Origin of the sequence: Acinetobacter sp. YH12076 (assembly GCF_013419525.1) — a bacterium.
Classification (GTDB): Bacteria; Pseudomonadota; Gammaproteobacteria; order Pseudomonadales; family Moraxellaceae; genus Acinetobacter; species Acinetobacter amyesii.
The window spans coordinates 1-17617 of sequence record NZ_VOZY01000008.1; the positions used below are offsets into that span (position 1 = coordinate 1).

The 17617-nt window shown below is 37.0% G+C and carries 12 protein-coding genes and 1 tRNA gene; 1 reads left to right on the forward strand and 12 read right to left on the reverse strand.

The window, feature by feature from the left end; all coding sequences use genetic code 11:
• Positions 1-81: 81 nt before the first annotated feature.
• The 12 genes from FTU22_RS09240 to FTU22_RS09295 form a co-directional block, all read right to left on the reverse strand.
• On the reverse strand, positions 82-522 hold the full coding sequence (locus FTU22_RS09240; protein ID WP_180094112.1) for an AAA family ATPase: 441 nt from the start codon (positions 520-522) through the stop codon (positions 82-84).
• On the reverse strand, positions 509-724 hold the full coding sequence (locus FTU22_RS09245) for an AlpA family transcriptional regulator (RefSeq protein WP_168407858.1): 216 nt from the start codon (positions 722-724) through the stop codon (positions 509-511). Before FTU22_RS09245 ends, FTU22_RS09240 begins: the two co-directional genes overlap by 14 nt.
• Positions 725-832: 108 nt before the next feature.
• Complete coding sequence (locus FTU22_RS09250; RefSeq protein ID WP_180094114.1) at positions 833-1807, reverse strand: hypothetical protein; 975 nt, start codon at positions 1805-1807, stop codon at positions 833-835.
• A 35-nt stretch (positions 1808-1842) separates the two neighbouring features.
• On the reverse strand, positions 1843-4719 hold the full coding sequence (locus FTU22_RS09255; protein ID WP_180094116.1) for a type I restriction endonuclease subunit R: 2877 nt from the start codon (positions 4717-4719) through the stop codon (positions 1843-1845).
• A gap of 179 nt (positions 4720-4898) precedes the next feature.
• Positions 4899-5264, reverse strand: coding sequence for a hypothetical protein (locus FTU22_RS09260; RefSeq protein ID WP_104498412.1), 366 nt, complete (start codon positions 5262-5264; stop codon positions 4899-4901).
• A gap of 18 nt (positions 5265-5282) precedes the next feature.
• Positions 5283-6134: a hypothetical protein gene (locus tag FTU22_RS09265; protein ID WP_180094118.1), complete on the reverse strand. Its 852-nt coding sequence runs from the start codon at positions 6132-6134 to the stop codon at positions 5283-5285.
• Positions 6135-6145: 11 nt separating this feature from the next.
• Positions 6146-7267 carry a hypothetical protein gene (locus FTU22_RS09270; protein ID WP_180094120.1) on the reverse strand — a complete coding sequence of 374 codons (1122 nt, stop codon included), beginning with the start codon at positions 7265-7267 and terminating at the stop codon, positions 6146-6148.
• Between the two features lie 44 nt (positions 7268-7311).
• Positions 7312-8568, reverse strand: a complete 1257-nt coding sequence (locus FTU22_RS09275) for a restriction endonuclease subunit S (protein ID WP_180094122.1) — start codon at positions 8566-8568, stop codon at positions 7312-7314.
• Complete coding sequence (locus FTU22_RS09280) at positions 8568-10136, reverse strand: type I restriction-modification system subunit M (protein WP_180094125.1); 1569 nt, start codon at positions 10134-10136, stop codon at positions 8568-8570. Before FTU22_RS09280 ends, FTU22_RS09275 begins: the two co-directional genes overlap by 1 nt.
• Before the next feature lie 253 nt (positions 10137-10389).
• Entirely contained in the window at positions 10390-11394 is a 1005-nt protein-coding gene (locus FTU22_RS09285; RefSeq protein WP_180094128.1) for a hypothetical protein, read from the reverse strand.
• Between the two features lie 1673 nt (positions 11395-13067).
• Positions 13068-14288, reverse strand: coding sequence for a tyrosine-type recombinase/integrase (locus tag FTU22_RS09290; RefSeq protein WP_180094130.1), 1221 nt, complete (start codon positions 14286-14288; stop codon positions 13068-13070).
• Between the two features lie 194 nt (positions 14289-14482).
• A tRNA-Ile gene (locus tag FTU22_RS09295) sits at positions 14483-14559 on the reverse strand.
• 368 nt (positions 14560-14927) lie between these two features.
• On the opposite strand from FTU22_RS09295, the gene FTU22_RS09300 reads away from it, so the two are divergent.
• Positions 14928-17132, forward strand: coding sequence for an OsmC domain/YcaO domain-containing protein (locus tag FTU22_RS09300; RefSeq protein WP_180094132.1), 2205 nt, complete (start codon positions 14928-14930; stop codon positions 17130-17132).
• The last annotated feature ends 485 nt before the right edge of the window (positions 17133-17617 follow it).

A 17617-nucleotide genomic window follows, 5' to 3' on the forward strand; every position in this document is an offset into this window, starting at 1 on the left:
AGATCCATGCACGTGTAGCAGTCCTTAACAGATTTACGGAATTAGGTCGCCCACTTACCCAAGTTACGCCTTAAATTTGGATCAATTAGGGGCGCTTTGCATTTCAAATCTTTGTGCAACAAAGCCGTCTTCAATTAAACAATTTTCTATTAATTTAAAATCCTGAGTTGGATCAAAATATTCTACCTTATCCTCCTTTTTAAGAGTTCCAGTAATATAATATATATTAGAAGTATTCGCACCACACGCTGTCAGCCTTGGATTAAGTGTTGTTTCAATATCATCTTCTGTTGAGTAGATAACAACACTACACATATTAGAATAAATAGATTGAAATGGTAATGTTCCACCATTAGAAATTGTTGCAGCAATATCCATTAATAATGTTGTTTTACCAACACCAGCAGGGCCCGCAAGTAAAGTTAATTTACCTAATGGTAGCCAATTTTCCCATAACCATTGAGTATTTTCATTTTTCACATCTTTCATTTGTAAAAGTTTAATTTTTTTACTTACATTCATTATTATTCTCCAATTCATAATCCGAAGGACTTAAATTCAAAACCCAACTTTTAACTTCATTTTCACGATAAAAAATTCGAGCTTGCTTTTTATCGCCAAATTTTATCGGCTTTGGGAATGAAGAATCTTTTTGCTGCAAGTTATACAACGTATTTCTACTAATTTTTAAAATACGACAAACATCTTTAATCTTCAAAAGCATTTGTGAGCTCCATTAACAATGCAAGAGCCATCATGATTTTTCTTGAAATTATAAACCCTTATGTTTTTTTACTATTTTTATAAAAAAAACCTAAGAAATTGAAATATATTATTTTATTTTTAATATTTCTTTAACTTTAGCCTTTGCGGCATCATCATTTAGTACATCTAAGTCGGTGTAAAGAATTTGAATTAATTTAGAAATTATATTTATATTGTAGGGTCTTTCAATTGGTAAAATATCTGCCTTTCCGTCAATATCCCATATGTCTTTAATAAAGAATGTTCTGTGCGATGTATTATCGACTCGTGGAGATTTAATATTTAGTATTTCTGTTTCTATTTTTTTGTAAAAAAAATCAAGCAGATCACTATCCACACATTCAACATAATCAATTAATTTATTATATATTTTTTCACTTAGTAAAATATCATTATATTTTCTTAAAAACTTATATTCTGGTATTTTTATATCATCTTCCATACCACTTAAAGGAGAAATATAATTATTATTTTTCATATACTCCAAAAAATCTTCAATATCTTTATTATCATATTTTTTTGCATATTCTTTTAGTTCATGAAATCTTACATCTATCATTTCCATATCTATAACAGCAATTATTTTTTCTTTTCTCAAATAATTCACAATCTTATTAACATAGCTTGAACTTAAATAAAAAACTGTTGTCTTGGTTTTCGACAATGGTGATGTATTTAATAAATTTATCATTTTATTTTTTGCTGACTCAAGCTTATTGAGCCATTTTTTTAATTCAGTTCCACTATATACTAAACCACTATCCAGTTTTTCCTTATATTTTATTGAGAAATAATATTTTTCAGAAAAAAGAATTAAATCACTTAGCTTTAATTCACATTCCAATATTTTTCTAAAAGACTTATCCTCCAACAATATATAAATTGTCTTAACTTGAAAATCTTTTTCCTCAACACTAAGGTATGCTTTAAATCTTAGATTATTACTTATAAATTTAGTTTTATTAATTTTATTATTAATTTCATTATATTTTTTCAGAAATATAGCTGCTTCCTCTTTGTCTTCTTGTGTAACTCTTTCCATTTAATTATCTCAAATTAAAATTCTTCATTACTGATTTACAAACCAGTATAAAACTTCTCAATCAACTGGCGTGTCTTGACCAGCAAATTGCTAAACACGTTCTCCCGCTCAAACAGCTTCACTTTATAGTTAGGCAAGTCTTTTAGCTCTTCCTTACGTGGTAGGCGTTTGGTGAACTCATAATGCTCCAGAACCTGCTTCATCGCTTCTGGTTTCAGGTTTTCTTCTTTACAAAGATGCTGATAGGCCTGTTCTTTTTCAGCATCCCAGAACTGAGCAAAAGCCGTTTGGACGCTTTGGCCGTTGATCATCTTCGGCATGTTTTCTTCAATGAATTTTTGAATGAGGTCTTGCTTATCGTGCAAGCTAATATCGCTACTGATTAAGTCATAAATTTGCGCTTGGTACTTCTGACGTTTGTCCTCTGAGTCCGTATCAACAACAAGCTGTAGCAGGTTGATGATATAACCCACATTAATGCGGTCACTGTGCAGTAAATCCAGTTGAAAATCGACATCATCCAGCACCGATACTTTTTCTTTCTTGGTGGTCTTTCTAACGGCACGACATAGGTCAGCATACTTAGAGGCGAAATTCGCAAAGTGCTGCTTATCCAGTTGTGTTTGGTCTTGATCGTACTCAATAAAAGTTTGTAATTGCGCGTTGTAGCGCATCACTTCACGGAAAGCTTTAATAAATTCCAGTTGCTGTTCTTCAGTAACAAGATCATCGACTGATTGGTAATTGGGCGTTAAGGCAAACAGTTTGCTCACCGCTGCTTGGTAATCCTGTTCGATTTCCGCATAGCTTGGAACAAGGACGATCTTGGTCGTTTCTTTATTAGAAAATAGTGCCAGCGCTTCATCCGTTGCACGTTTTAGGTTGCGGAAACAGATGATATTGCCAAATGGTTTTTTATCGTTGTAGACACGGTTGGTGCGTGAGAATGCTTGAATCAAGCCATGATATTTTAGATTTTTATCGACATACAAGGTATTTAGCGGCTTAGAGTCAAAGCCCGTGAGGAACATATTGACCACGATTAGAATATCAATCTGTCTGTTTTTTACGCGCTGTGCAATGTCGCGGTAGTACGCATAAAATTGATCACCAGAATTGTAGTTGGTTTTAAACTGTCGGTTGTAATTGGCAATGTATCGATCTAGCTTATCCCGACTGGATGAGTTGACCTGAGTTGGAATATCTGCGGCTTCTTCGTGAATCAAGCCAGTTAAGTCATCAGTCGGTACAGCCTCATTTGCCGCATAGGAAAAGATGGTGGCAATGGTCAACGGTTTAAATATCCGACCTTGTGCTTCATCTTCAATTTGCTTTTCAGCCTGCACCTTTTCAAAGAGGTCGTAATATTGGGTCAGTGTTTCGACCGAACTGACACAGAACATTGCGGTAAATTCGCGATTACGAGTTTTGGTATCGTGAATATTGACAATGTAGCGGGCAATCATTTCAAGGCGTTGCGGATTGTCATACAGTTCTTTGGTATCGATGCCTTCTACATCTTCCTCATAACTTTCATTGGTCGCCATTCCTTTGGCGGTGTATTTGCCACGATAATCAATCTGGAACTGCAAGACATTACGGTCACGGATGGCATCGACAATCACGTATTTATGCAAACACTCATTAAACAGGTAGTCTGTAGTGAGTTTTAAACCTGCTTTGCTTTGGCTGTTCTTTTCAAAAATAGGCGTACCGGTAAAACCAAACATTTGTGCATTGCTGAAGAATTTTTTGATGTTCTGATGGGTCTCACCAAATTGACTGCGATGACATTCATCAAAAATAAAGACCACTTTTTTATTTTTAAGATAATCAATCGATTCTAAATAACGCTCGGTGCTGATGGCCCGATTGAGTTTTTGGATGGTGGTCACAATCAGTTTGTCATGACGTTGATCCAGCTGTTTCACCAAGGTCGATGTGTTATCGGTGCTGTCGACGCTATCGGCTTTAAAAGCATTAAATTCGCGTGAGGTTTGCGTGTCGAGGTCGTTACGATCGACCACAAACAGGACCTTTTCTACATTGGGCATTTGCATGATGATCTGACTGGCTTTAAAAGAAGTCAGGGTTTTGCCTGAACCTGTAGTATGCCAGATATAGCCGTTCTGATTGGAGTTTTGCACATGCTGCACAATTTTCTGTACTGCATAAATCTGATAGGGACGCAGCACCATCAGGCTTTTGGTGGTTTCCAGCAGCACCATGTACTGGGTCAGCATTTGGGTCAGATGATGCTGATTGAAAAAAACTTCGGCAAAGTCGACAATTTCATTGATGTGTTTGTTATGGACATCTGCCCATGGAAAGGCAAACTCGATGCCTGTGGTGCCGTTGGAGTAATAACGAGTATTGGCACCATTACTAATCACAAACAACTGGATAAAGCCAAATAGCCCTTGCCCAGCCCAATAAGCTTCACGAATATAGCGTTGGGTTTGATTAAAGGCTTCGGCAATTTCCATGCCGCGTTTTTTCAGCTCGATCTGTACCAAAGGCAAACCATTGACCAGTAAGGTCACATCAAAACGGCTGGTTCTGCCATTATAGTCGCGGTGGTCGATGGTGATTTGATTGGTGACCTGATAGATGTTCTTGCTTGGGTCATCCGAGAGAAAAAAGATGTGTTTGCTGCTGCCGTCATCAAATTTGACTGGAAACAGATCACGCAGATTCTTGGCCCGTTCAAATACTGTGCCCGTGTTCAAAAAACTGATGACCTGTTTCCATTCCGTTTCTGACAGAGGCGCTAGTCCATTGGCATGTTCAATCTGGGTTTTCAGGTTAGACAGTAGTTGGCTTTCGTCCTTGATGGTCACCGCAGCATATCCCAATTGCTTGAGCTGGCTAATCAGTTCATTTTCAAGTTGATATTCGCTTTGTACTGTCATTTCACCATCACTTTAAATCAATATTTAACAACAACTTAACCAATACAATAACTAAGCATAGTTTTAGCTATTTATCAAACTCTAGACTCTATTTAAACAAAATCTGTGCAACGCATATTTTTCATTAATCTCATTTAAAGACTTGATAAGAGGAATACCACATAGAAAACTTTAAAGAATCAGTGCATTAATCTCAAAAACTGAGGATTATTCACCTTCATTTGCAAATTGTTTTTATATTCTTCAATTGTTCCTCGAGCACAGAAACGCTTACCTACCATGCCATCAATACGACCGAAGCGCTCTTCAAACCATTTGTAGTTATTGTCCCAAACTAAAAGCGTCAACGTTTGATTCGGATACATTCGATCAAGGTTTAAATAATGCCGATTTTCTAAATGCTTAATCTCAGCTAACTGCCCACATGCCATCACGGTTTTACCAACATGGAATGGAGCTTTAATTGCCTCAATTTTAATTTCCTGCGAAAAAGCATTTAAGCTCGCCATAGACAACAAAGAAGTAATTAATATTTTTTTTAGCATAGGGAACACCTTAAGTATTTAATAGCTTGAAATCTGATTTTCAACAGAGCGAATCACAATTTGAGGAACACCTTTATAGCTTTCGATTAAGCCAGTGATACAAATATTGCTACCCTCTGATGTCGGCATGATGTTGTTTGACCAAATCACTGCACTGAATTTATGTTTTGGATATATACCTCCAAAATTTATATACGTTGCTTTTGATGTTTGTGAAATTTGACTCACTTCACCACACACAGTCGTACTTTCTCCAATATGTGCATCTGCTTCATATACTGAAATCTGACCAGATGTCGATAAATTTGTATCGTCTATATTGCCTTCAAATGGATTTAAAACAACCTGTCTTGGCTCTTCAATTTTAGGTTGATCAATTGGTTTAGTAGTTGATGCTGTATCAGTTTCTATTTGTTGCTCATGCACATTCGATGGTATAAATCTTTCTGGCAAGTGTTGATTTTGTTGACTGTCCACTGGCAATTGTCGTGAGGCATCTGCTATTTCTTCTGCGTTAAGAAGTATGTGATCTTCTCTAGCAACTACAGATTCATTGTTTGAAAATAAAATATAGCCACCAATAAAAATTATCAAAGCAATCAAGCCAACAATTACAGCCTTATATTGTTTATTCTTGCGAGTCTGTTCTTGGTATATAGGATCAAGACCCGCTTGCTTTCTAAACTCTAATTCTTGTTCAACCTGCTTCCTCTGTGCTTCTAGCGCAAACTCATCTTGTTTTTTCTTTTGTTCAAGATCATATCGCTCTTTTGCTTTCATCTCCTGATAGGTTTCTGAAAAGAAATTACAAATACTTAAAACAATCCCGATAGCAACTAAGCCAGCCAAAAAAAGTATGAAATCAATCATTAAATATCTCTTTACACGATTTGATCCAATGAGCCTAGAATCATCTGAGGCTTGCCTTTGTACTCCTCGATCATCCCTTTCACACAGAGTGTATTATTTTCTACGTTTTGAAGTTGTTGGCTGATATGCGAATTATTGCTCCAAATCACAACAGTAAAAGTCGCTTTGGGATAAGGTTGATCAAAGTTCAAATACACCCCTTTTGAGAACTCTTTTAATTGGGCTACCTTACCGCATACTATTCGATTTTGACCAATATACATACTAGCTTGAATAGATTGAATAGATTGAATATGATTCAAACTTAAAGTTGAATTTTGATCTGCCTGAACATCTGATGAAAGATAACTAGATGAAACTTGCTGTGTTATGGGTATATTTTCAGCAGATTGTGAGGTTGATTTTATATATACCACTGCACCTAGCGCAATAGAGGCAACAAGACCTACTCCGATATAAATCTGTTTTTTGATTTCATTTTTAACTGAGCCAAGCTCTTGTGTTTGCCTTCCTTTCATCTCTGAAAGTTCTTTTTGTACATTTTGTAGTTCTTGTAAATGATTTTGTTTAAATGCATCTATACCTTTTCTGACATTGCTTAGCTCATTTGAAACATCTGAATGATTTAGTGAATTATTTGTAGTTTGCTGTTTTTCATAATCGGCTATTTTAGCTTCATATTCAGCGATCAGAACTTGAATCTGTTTTTGTTTAGATTTTTCAGTAATTTGATGGCTCACTTGAGCTTGTAATGCTTTACGAATCTCAAGGATCACTTGTTGCTGTTGTTGAAATGCTTTTTTATTGGTATAGCGTAAGACAATTCCAAATTGTTGAATTAAATCATTCTGACGCTCGAGAAAGTCATTAAACTTTTCATACCCCTTATTATTGATTTTTGCGTAGCCGTCCAACTCAATTGGCAATTGATAGCCTTTGCTTTTATTAACGATCATGAAATCAATATACCGATTACCTGATTTATTATCTTTAAACGGATACTGAGCGATAACATCATCGGGGGAGATTTCTGGAATTTGACTTAAGATTTCATCTACAAATTTTTCTTCATACCCAACAATATGCTTAATCTTGTCTCTATTTTCATATTTCCACTTTTGCCAATCCAACATTCCACACCCATACAAAAAAATTTAAAAACTCTAAAGCTTAAAATTCACACAAACATCTGCTGCAACAAGCCTTTTTTCCATTGTTTAGCTAGTTCTATTTGCTGTGCCACGACTTCAATTTTTTGGTCGATGCTCGATAAGAATTTAGCAATTTTGGTTTGTTCTTCTAGGCAAGGAATACTTAATTCAACTTTCCCTAAATTGCTTTTAGAAATACCTAATACAGATATGCCTGTCGCTAGTTTCTTAATTTGTTCTCGTACTGGAAAAGTCTGCATCATATAGCCACAGAAACCCAAAGCAAAGGGCTTAACTGGACGTGCAATGTAAGTATGTAAGCCAGCAACAACTTTCTGATTATTTAAGCTAATAACCTCAATTGACTTACCAATATCTTTGTAATCTTCTGAAGCATCTGCAATCACTAAATCGCCAACTTTTAAAAACTGCTCTTTAGCAATTTTACTTGTGTCAACTTCGTCATTTAAGAATGGTACAGACTCTTTATTTACATCAAAAAGCATTGAAAATTTGGTATGAATATCGCCGTAATGAATATTCATAATTTCGCCATATTCAGCTAATAAAGCTCTTGAATATGAGTTTGTTTGATGAAAGTTAAATATGTCTGAAAACTTAACTTCCTCCCACTCCCCAAACTCACTACCATCATCCGCTTTAAAACGAATCTGTTGACTAAACAGCTTTTGCATCATGCCTTGTTTATATTGGCTAAGCAGTTCATGTTTTTGCGTGAGTTGGCTAATCTTTTCATCGACTGCGGAAAGAAAAGAGGCGATTTTGGTTTGTTCTTCTAAAGATGGATACTTAATCAAAAGCTTTCCAATTTCTTTTAGAGATAAAAAAGGCTGTGCTCCACCAGAAGTCAAAGAAGCAAATAATTTAGAAGAATTTTTTCGTTGTATCTGCTCTAAAAAAATGGGATTTAACAAATTTCTATTTGGTTTGACTAGAGCAACATTTTTTAAACTAAATTGGTAATCAACTATATTTCTAGCACAAGTTGCTGTACCTGCACCGATATTTACTATTAACAAATCATCTTTTTCAGGGTTACAACGCTCATATATTTTTTTGTGAGTTATCTCATCTACATAACCTATGTCATCATAATTAATAAGTCCATCTTTTACATTAATCGCAGTTAAAAAAGGTATCCCTTCCTTTTGTACGACAGGTGTATCATGAGTACCATCTGTAATTTTTACAGCTAAATCTTTAAGTCTAGATTCTTTCCAAGTCCCATCAAACTCTTTAAACCTTAATTTTGGCGCAGCCATTACTTCACCTCCGCAAACGGTGAAACAATACCTAGCTCTTTGCAGAAATCTGCAATAATGGCATCAGTCTTTTGGCTCTCAACTTCCAAAGCTTGAAGCTGTTTTGCAATCGCATCTAAATCAATCTCGGCTTCCGCTTCAAAGGTATCTACATAACGTGGAATGTTCAGGTTGTAATCGTTGTCTTTGACTTCTTGCAAGGTCGCCACATGCGCGTACTTTTCAATATTTTCACGCTTTTCAAATGCCGCAACAATCTTATCCAAATGCTCAGGCAATAACTTGTTTTGATTCTTCTGCTTTTCAAACTCATTGCTGGCATCAATAAACAGAATATTGCCGCTATGCTCACGGTTTTTCTTCAACACCAAAATACAGGTCGGAATAGACGTGCCATAGAAAATATTGGCAGGTAAACCAATAATGGCATCCACCACGTTCATCTGCTCAATCAAATACTGACGAATCACGCCCTCACTCGAACCACGGAACAATACGCCATGCGGTAACACCACCGCCATCGTGCCATTGTCATCCAGTTGATACAGCATGTGCTGCACAAAAGCCAAATCGGCTTTGGAACTTGGCGCCAGTTTTCCATACGCAGCAAAACGCTCATCTTGTAAAAATAACGGATCGGCAGACCATTTTGCAGAAAATGGCGGATTCGCCACCACCGCATCAAACTTTTTATCTAAATGCTGCGGACGGGTTAAAGTATTTTCCTGCTTGATGTCGAACTTGGCAAAATGCACATCATGCAGAATCATGTTCATGCGCGCCAAGTTGTAGGTGGTACGATTCATTTCCTGACCGTAAATCATATCCACATCTTGCACTTCACGCTTTACACGGAGCAATAACGAACCAGAACCACAAGTCGGGTCATAGACTGAACGTAAACGCTCCTTGCCTTGGGTAACAATCTTCGCCAGTAAAGTCGATACTGTTTGCGGGGTATAGAATTCCCCCGCTTTTTTGCCCGCGCCTGAGGCAAACTCACCAATCAGGTATTCATAGGCATCACCCAGTACATCGGCTTCGGTATTGGAAATATCAAAATCAATATCATCTAAATGACTCAGGACTTTCGCCACCAGTGCATTACGGTCGCTGGCATTATTGCCGAGCTTGGTCGAGTTTAGATCTAAATCTTCAAACAGGTTGGCAAAGTCATCGGCAGAGTCGGTGCCTAAAGTGCTTTGTTCGATAGATTTTAAGGTTGCAGTTAAATCATCCAAAATGAATTCGCCCTGACGACCACGCTCGGCTAAGGTATGGAATAGTTGTTTTGGTGTGAGCGCATAACCGACTTCGGCAATGGCATTCTTTTTAATTTCTTCGATGTACGGCACATGCTCAGGATTATTTTCATCTAATTCTAAAAAGCTGAGGTCTTCGCCATCTAGCAACTCATTGGCAAAGTTCACCGACTTTTCTGATAAATATTTAAAGAAAATAAAACCCAGAATGTAATCACGGAATTCATCTGCCCCCATGGTGCCACGCAAAGTATTGGCAATATTCCAAAGTTGTTTTTGTAATTGTTGCAGTTGTACTTGGGTCATTGTTATGCATGTCCGATGAAATGAATAAAACATGACTAGTGTACCGAAAATTAAAGTTTTTTCAGCAAAATTGGATATAGAAAGACAAAATTTGTCGCACTAAATGCATATCAATAATATTGATATATAAGGTTTTATTTGGGTTTTAAAATGATCAATGGACTTATATGTCGTATCTTAAATTAAGCCATATATCATATTTACTAATATTTAAAACTTAAATTATAAGCAAAATAAATAACAAGACAGTTTGTTAAAGTTGGCCATATTCAGCATCAATATACGCATTAATTAATGTCCAATCTTCAGTTTTTGAAATTTCACGTGGAAGCTCTGTTTCAAAGGATTCATAAAAATATCTACGCATACAATACTCAGTATAAGAATCCGCATAGGTTTCATAACGCGCGATGATTGTTAAGTCCATCACAGGCATTTGTGCTTGATCCCATCGTTGTCTTTTCCGACTGAAAAAGAATAGTTTCCCGAAGGTATATAAACGTCCCGCCTGTTGTCGATTGCCTCTGAATACAGCATAAATTTTAAAATAATTCTGCCATGCAAGAAGATCATTGAGCGCTTTGGTCTGATCTTTCTGTGAAATCACTCGATTGAGAATTTGGGTTAATTCTCTTTTTAGTTTTTCTATTTCAGTTTTCTTAAATCTCCACGTCCATGAGAAATTCTTATTACTTTTACGGTAAAACTTAGTTTGATGTTCAGCATACTTTTTATGGCTTAACCGTACTAATTCAGCCTCATATTTTCCAAAATCCAAGCTTAAATAGGGTTTATTCAATATGAAATTAAATTGTTCATTGTCTTTATAGTAATGACGGATAAAAGTTAATTCTTGCCCGACTGTAATTTTGTCCCAGATGACAGGTTCAAGTTCAGCAATTTTATCTTTTGATGTATATGCTGAACTAGTTGTTGAAGTCACTTTGCCTATGGTTTCTTTGCTGTGACGATGGCTATTAGGGGTTTTGATCAACAAGATAAATAACCACTCATCTTTATAAAGAATGTCTTGAACAATGAGATCAGCAACAGGTAATCCTTGTTTTAATCGATAGGTTCTTTGCCGACTGGTTAAATTTAATGCGTATCGTTCGGTTAATTTATGAATAATTTTTTCAATATCAATTTTACCTAACTCAGTTTGCACTATAAATTTGCAGTAAAAATATGATCCTCTTGTGACCTTATCTTGAATTTTTTGTGCGGTGTATTTTGTGTGGGGGCTGTAATCAATCATTTTATGTCATCCAACTATGCACTTTTCATGTCAATCAACAATCCACTTAAATCCAAATTTCTTCATCCATTTTTGAATTGTTCATCAACAATAATTTTCTCTACATTTCCCATTTTGCTGAGCGCGTCAGCAATCAGCATTAATCAAATTGCGCTAGCACTGTCACCTCACTTTGTAAGGTGACAATAAAGTAGTTCCTAGTGCGCATTACGAACCTTGATCAGCAAATCTTATACTTGTTTAAATAATATATCAATAATATTGATATATTAAATTCACTCTGATAATATGACTGCATATCAATCGAATTGTGGATTGACCATCCATTCCAACTTTCTTTTTTGAAGTTGTTTGAATGGCTGACCACCATTCAAAAACTTTGATACATATTGCCCTGAGTATAAGACTAACCATCTTCATATTGTCGATGTAGCGGACTGCTGGAGAAATCTCGCTCGGTACGCTGCAATGGGGGCTGAAGAGTTGAAATACTCTTCTTCTATCCAATTCACTTTTAAGAGTTCCAAGCAAATAAAAGTGGTTGGGCGACAAGGAAACGGAAGCCTATAAGCGAATTTATTCGTGAAATGGTCATTTGGTTAGAAATAGCCAAATTAGATGTGAAGCTAATTCATTAGCAGATCATTGAAATCCTGTTCAAAGTGATACAGTCAGGAGCAGTACAGGATGTACGATAGTCTCCGTTAATAGCTGAATGTGTATGCTTGATCGAACAAGTTTTTTACTTGGAAAAGTATGCTCATTTCCAATCACGATGGCTGCTGAGAGTGCCGTAAGGTACTAGGGCTTTGAGGCTAACGCTGGAAAAGCTGGCACCATTCTGCGCAAGCTGAATGGGTCGTTGGATAGCTTAAACGTGTAACGGCATTAATCGATAGATGCTGATTGGAGTGTAAGAGTTTTACCCTTTACAAAGTTATGTATACATCATATCCCGATATTTTTTAAGGAACTACGGTCGGGGGAAACAGGAAGCATGTATACAGGCGAGAGGATAAGCGGTCTGCACATTAAGACACTTTGAAATAACTTGGGAAGCACTGAATAAAAAGGCTTAAATTGGTTAAAAGTCTGTTGTATTTTTTCAGTGTGGGAGCGATGGTGAGTAGCGCATATAAAGCAAGTATTTACTTGCGGAAATTGTGATACCAATCTTCATAGTAAGATTTGTATTAAATGAGATAGCTAGCTTAAAGCGAATCCTAAAACATTTCGATTTTTTCAGTCGGGATGCTCATTGCGAAAACTTGAGTCGGCACATGCGTGAGCATGTTGGACAATATGTAGAAAAGAAAGGTTAATGGAACACTGGTCGTGTTTCTCAGTCGGAGATTGGTCTCTCTGACTAGGCCGAGATTGGTACAGTGTAAGTATTCTGAAGTTTGGTCACTGATGAAAATAAACTTATACGGGTTTGCCTGAGACATAAATCGGGATAATGCTACACCAGCATGAAAAAATCGTGGCTTGTTCTTCCAAATTAGACAAGCATAAAACTATTGCCTAGCAGTAGAAATATGAAATGGAATATGGCCTCAGTCGGCATGAAAAAATTGAACCGCCAGAACAGGCGTAATCATCTGCTCAACAAAGAGCGTTAACAAATGCATTAGGCTCGATCCCTTAGGGACGAGCCTTGTCTTATTAAAAAATTATGCTACGGCTTTAATGTTATCAGTAACATTACTGAGATAGTCGGCCCACCATTGCATAATTTCAATTCGTTCTTCTAAATGTGTAGCTTTGTCATAAACAGCTTTTACACCCTGTTTTTTATGCGCTAAACAAGCTTCAATAACCTGTTCTTTATCACTGAATTGATTATTTAAGGCAGTACTTGCAATATGTCTAAATCCATGTGGACTTTGACGGCCTCGATAACCAAGATTTTTTAAAGCATTATTTAAAGTTGCTTCACTCATTGGCTGTGCAAGGCTATCTCTACTTGGAAATAAGAAGTCAGATACTGATCTAATATTTTTCAACTCTAATAACAATTGAATTGCTTGCCGTGGTAATGGTACTACATGGCTAATACCACATTTCATAGTTACGGCAGGCTTTATCCATATTTTTTTCTCAAAATCAAAATCTTGCCATTTCGCATAGCGTAATTCTTGGGGTCGTGGGAATAGAATAACGAGTAACTCCAAAGCAATCGCGGTACGGGCATTCTTATAGCCTCGAATAGACTGCACCAACTCGGGTAATTCCTGAAGACTGACATGCTTCATATTCCCTTTACTGCCTTTATCAAGATACTTTAAAATTCCATCCAAAGGGTTCGACTCTATTTGTCCATGAAACTTTGCAAGATCATAGGCATTGCGACAATGTGAAACTAGTTTCTCTACACGATTGTAAATACTTTCACTTCTAAGCATATCCTGAAAAAATGTCAGCCATTGTTGAGGTGAAATTTTGGTGAAATCCAATTCACCAAAAACAGATAAGATACGTTTTTCAATTGATTGAGTTTCTTTCTTTATTGTTATTGCAGCCCAAGTTGTTTTCTTAGTATCAAGCCAGTCATACATCAAGCTTTTTAAATTAAGTTGTTGTTCCTCAATCTTTTGCAATTCAATTTCTTTTTTTGTTAATACTTTTTCATTTTGCTGTAACTTGAGAAAAATAGTTGAAGCTTCAAGTTTAGCTGCTACAAGCGATAACTGCGGATAACTTCCAATACTATGCCACTTCCACTTCCCAACCTCATCCTTGAAACGGACTTGCCAAGTTTTTTTCCCTTTTGGTGATACACGAAAATAAAGCCCAGCATCACATGAAATACGATATTCCTTATCCTCAGGTTCAAGATTGAGAAGATGGGTATCTTTGATTTGTTTGATGTTATCTAAATCCGCTCTTTTCATAGCAAAATCTCTTGTATCCGAGTAATGCAGAAAGAGTATCGGATACAAGATTGGATACACAAGAGGGCCAAATAAAGCTGTGCATAGCCAAACATAGTTGTGCAAAAAGCAGAAATAAAAAACCCATGAATCATTATAATTCATGGGTTTATATATCAAATCATTACAAAACTGTGCATATGATTACAAAAAACTGGTGGGCCCACACAGACTTGAACTGTGGACCAACGGATTATGAGTCCGCTGCTCTAACCAACTGAGCTATAGGCCCTATATTCTGAATGTGTTATTTATCAACAAGTTCAGACGCAAAGCATACTAGCGAAGATTTTTTTAAAAGACAAGCCTTTTTCTTCACGGCTGCACACTAACACAACAAATTGGCTGTAGTTGCAGCAGTTGAGCTTGGATTCGACCAAAATGCACAAAGTGTCGAATCCTATCGTGATGTAAATCACGACAAAAGTTATCAAACAGTCAAAATAACCTTATAATAATGCCCATTCTTGTCAGTACCGTGCCCAACAGCGCTTAGATTGGTACTGGCCTCACATTTTTAAGTCAATGTCCTACAGTTATTCGGCTTATGTTTTCATTTTTATGTGTTGCACTGACACATAAGAATATTTAGGTGCCCACATGGAAATTAAGGTTAATTATCTCGATAACCTTCGACAAGAAGCCAAATTTGATGACTTCACGGTAATTGCCGACCAACCTATTCGCTATAAAGGCGATGGCTCTGCTCCCGGACCATTCGACTACTTTTTGGCGTCGTCAGCATTATGTGCAGCGTATTTTGTAAAAGTGTATTGTGCGGCGCGAGACATTCCGACAGAGAATATCCGCCTATCACAAAATAATATTGTTGATCCTGAAAACCGCTATAAGCAAATTTTCAAAATTCAAGTTGAACTACCTGCGGATATTTCTGAAAAGGACCGTCAAGGTATTTTGCGTTCAATTGACCGCTGCACGGTTAAAAAAGTGATTCAAACTGGTCCTGAGTTTGTGATTGAAGAAGTAGAAAGCATTGATGCAGATGCACAAGCTTTACTTATGCCAAATTTAGCGTCAGACAGTACCACGTTTATTCCGGGTAAAGATCTGCCATTAGAAGAAACCATTGCCAATATGTCAGGTATTTTGGCTGGTTTAGGCATGAAGATTGAAATTGCATCATGGCGTAACATCGTGCCGAATGTTTGGTCTCTACATATTCGTGATGCACAATCGCCAATGTGTTTTACCAATGGTAAAGGCTCAACCAAAGAAAGCGCATTAGCTTCGGCTTTGGGTGAATTTATTGAACGTCTCAATTGCAACTTCTTCTATAACGACCAGTTCTGGGGTGAAGAGATTGCCAATGCTGACTTTGTGCATTACCCAGATGAAAAATGGTTCCAACCCGGCCCAGAAGGCGAGTTACCTGTCGAAATTTTGGATGACTACACACGTGAAATTTATAACCCAGAAAATGAGTTATTAGGTACACATCTATATGACACCAATTCAGGAAATATAGCACGCGGTATTTGCTCTCTTCCATTTGTCCGTCAGTCCGACGGTGAAACAGTGTATTTCCCATCAAACTTGATTGAAAATTTATACTTGTCAAACGGGATGAGTGCAGGGAATACCTTGGCAGAAGCGCAGGTTCAATGCTTATCTGAAATCTTTGAACGTGCAGTAAAACGTGAGATTTTAGAAGGTGAATTGGCATTACCAGATGTCCCTGAAGAGGTTTTAGCCAAATATCCAAGTATTGTTGCAGGTATTAAAGGCTTAGAAGAACAAGGTTTTCCTGTATTGGTAAAAGATGCTTCACTTGGTGGTCAGTACCCTGTGATGTGTGTAACCTTAATGAACCCACGTACTGGTGGGGTTTTTGCATCTTTTGGTGCGCACCCTAAACTCGAAGTGGCTTTAGAGCGTAGCTTAACCGAGCTTCTACAAGGCCGAAGCTTTGAAGGTCTAAACGATCTACCAAAACCAACGTTTAGCTCGAATGCAGTCACTGAGCCAAATAACTTTGTAGAACACTTTATTGACTCAAGTGGTTTGGTATCTTGGAAATTCTTTAGCGCACAATCAGACTATGATTTTGTAGAGTGGGATTTCACATCTGAAGGTGAAAATGCCAATGCGGAAGAAGCTGCAGCGATGTTTGCGATTCTAGAAGACATGGGCAAAGAAGTGTATATGGCGGTCTACCAGCATCTTGGTGCTACGGCATGTCGTATTTTAGTTCCGGGTTATTCTGAAGTGTATTTGGTTGAAGACTTGGTTTGGGATAATACCAACAAAGCTTTGGACTTCCGTGAAGATATTTTAAACATTCATCGTTTAGATGAAGACGAGTTAGTGTCATTGGTTGAGCGCTTAGAAGAGCTTGAGGTGGATGATTACACGGATATTGTGACGCTCATCGGGATTGAGTTTGATGACAATACCGTATGGGGCCAATTAACGGTTCTTGAGCTCAAACTACTGATCTATATTGCGCTACAAGAGTTTGAAGAAGCAAAAGAGTTGGTCGAAACCTTCCTTCAGTACAACACCAATACGGTCGAACGTGGTTTGTTCTATCAATGTATGAATGTAGTTTTAGAAGTTGAATTGGACGATGACTTAGATCTCAATGACTATGAACATAATTTCCGTCGTATGTTTGGTGACGAACGTATGGATGCAGTGATTGGTTCAATGGATGGCAGTCTTCGCTTCTACGGTTTAACTGAAACCAATATGCAATTGGAAGGTTTGGATCGTCATTTACGTCTGATTGATAGCTATAAAAAATTGCATGCTGCACGTGCGAAGTTTGCCAGTCAGAACGTTTAAATCTGGGCTTGTGAATAACGTTACTCATGTGATCATCTATTTGAAAAAACTCTCCTAAGGGGGAGTTTTTTTGTGCAAAATTTGCTGAAAAATAATCTATATCTGTGATGCTGATATTAATAAAAAACCTTAGAACTCAGGTGAATATAAGGAAGGCTTAAAAATAACCGATTATCCGAAATTGTGTCATTTTAAAGTAAAGATATTTGACTCATTGGAAAAATATGATAATAAATTAGCTATGGCGTGTTTAGGCATGTTCATAATATTTCAGGACGAAATATTCAGAAGCACATTAATAAATAAATGGGAGTTTTAACAACATGCTTCAATTATTCAGAAAACTATTTTGCATGCATATTTACGAATACGAGCAAATGGAAGAAATCGGTTCGCACAAGGAATGTCGTAAGTGCGGTGTGACAAAGTAATGCAGAGTCTAAGCCGAAAAAAAAGTGAGCGAAAGCTCACTTTTTTAATGCCGG

Excerpts from the sequence above, each read along its gene's own strand:
- FTU22_RS09240 (WP_180094112.1), bottom strand. The coding sequence starts at position 522 with ATGAATGTAAGTAAAAAAATTAAACTTTTACAAATGAAAGATGTGAAA.
- FTU22_RS09245 (WP_168407858.1), bottom strand. The coding sequence starts at position 724 with ATGCTTTTGAAGATTAAAGATGTTTGTCGTATTTTAAAAATTAGTAGA.
- FTU22_RS09285 (WP_180094128.1), bottom strand. The coding sequence starts at position 11,394 with ATGATTGATTACAGCCCCCACACAAAATACACCGCACAAAAAATTCAA.
- FTU22_RS09260 (WP_104498412.1), bottom strand. The coding sequence starts at position 5,264 with ATGCTAAAAAAAATATTAATTACTTCTTTGTTGTCTATGGCGAGCTTA.
- FTU22_RS09270 (WP_180094120.1), bottom strand. The coding sequence starts at position 7,267 with ATGTTGGATTGGCAAAAGTGGAAATATGAAAATAGAGACAAGATTAAG.
- FTU22_RS09265 (WP_180094118.1), bottom strand. The coding sequence starts at position 6,134 with ATGATTGATTTCATACTTTTTTTGGCTGGCTTAGTTGCTATCGGGATT.
- FTU22_RS09255 (WP_180094116.1), bottom strand. The coding sequence starts at position 4,719 with ATGACAGTACAAAGCGAATATCAACTTGAAAATGAACTGATTAGCCAG.
- FTU22_RS09280 (WP_180094125.1), bottom strand. The coding sequence starts at position 10,136 with ATGACCCAAGTACAACTGCAACAATTACAAAAACAACTTTGGAATATT.
- FTU22_RS09250 (WP_180094114.1), bottom strand. The coding sequence starts at position 1,807 with ATGGAAAGAGTTACACAAGAAGACAAAGAGGAAGCAGCTATATTTCTG.
- FTU22_RS09275 (WP_180094122.1), bottom strand. The coding sequence starts at position 8,568 with ATGGCTGCGCCAAAATTAAGGTTTAAAGAGTTTGATGGGACTTGGAAA.
- FTU22_RS09300 (WP_180094132.1), top strand. The coding sequence starts at position 14,928 with ATGGAAATTAAGGTTAATTATCTCGATAACCTTCGACAAGAAGCCAAA.
- FTU22_RS09290 (WP_180094130.1), bottom strand. The coding sequence starts at position 14,288 with ATGAAAAGAGCGGATTTAGATAACATCAAACAAATCAAAGATACCCAT.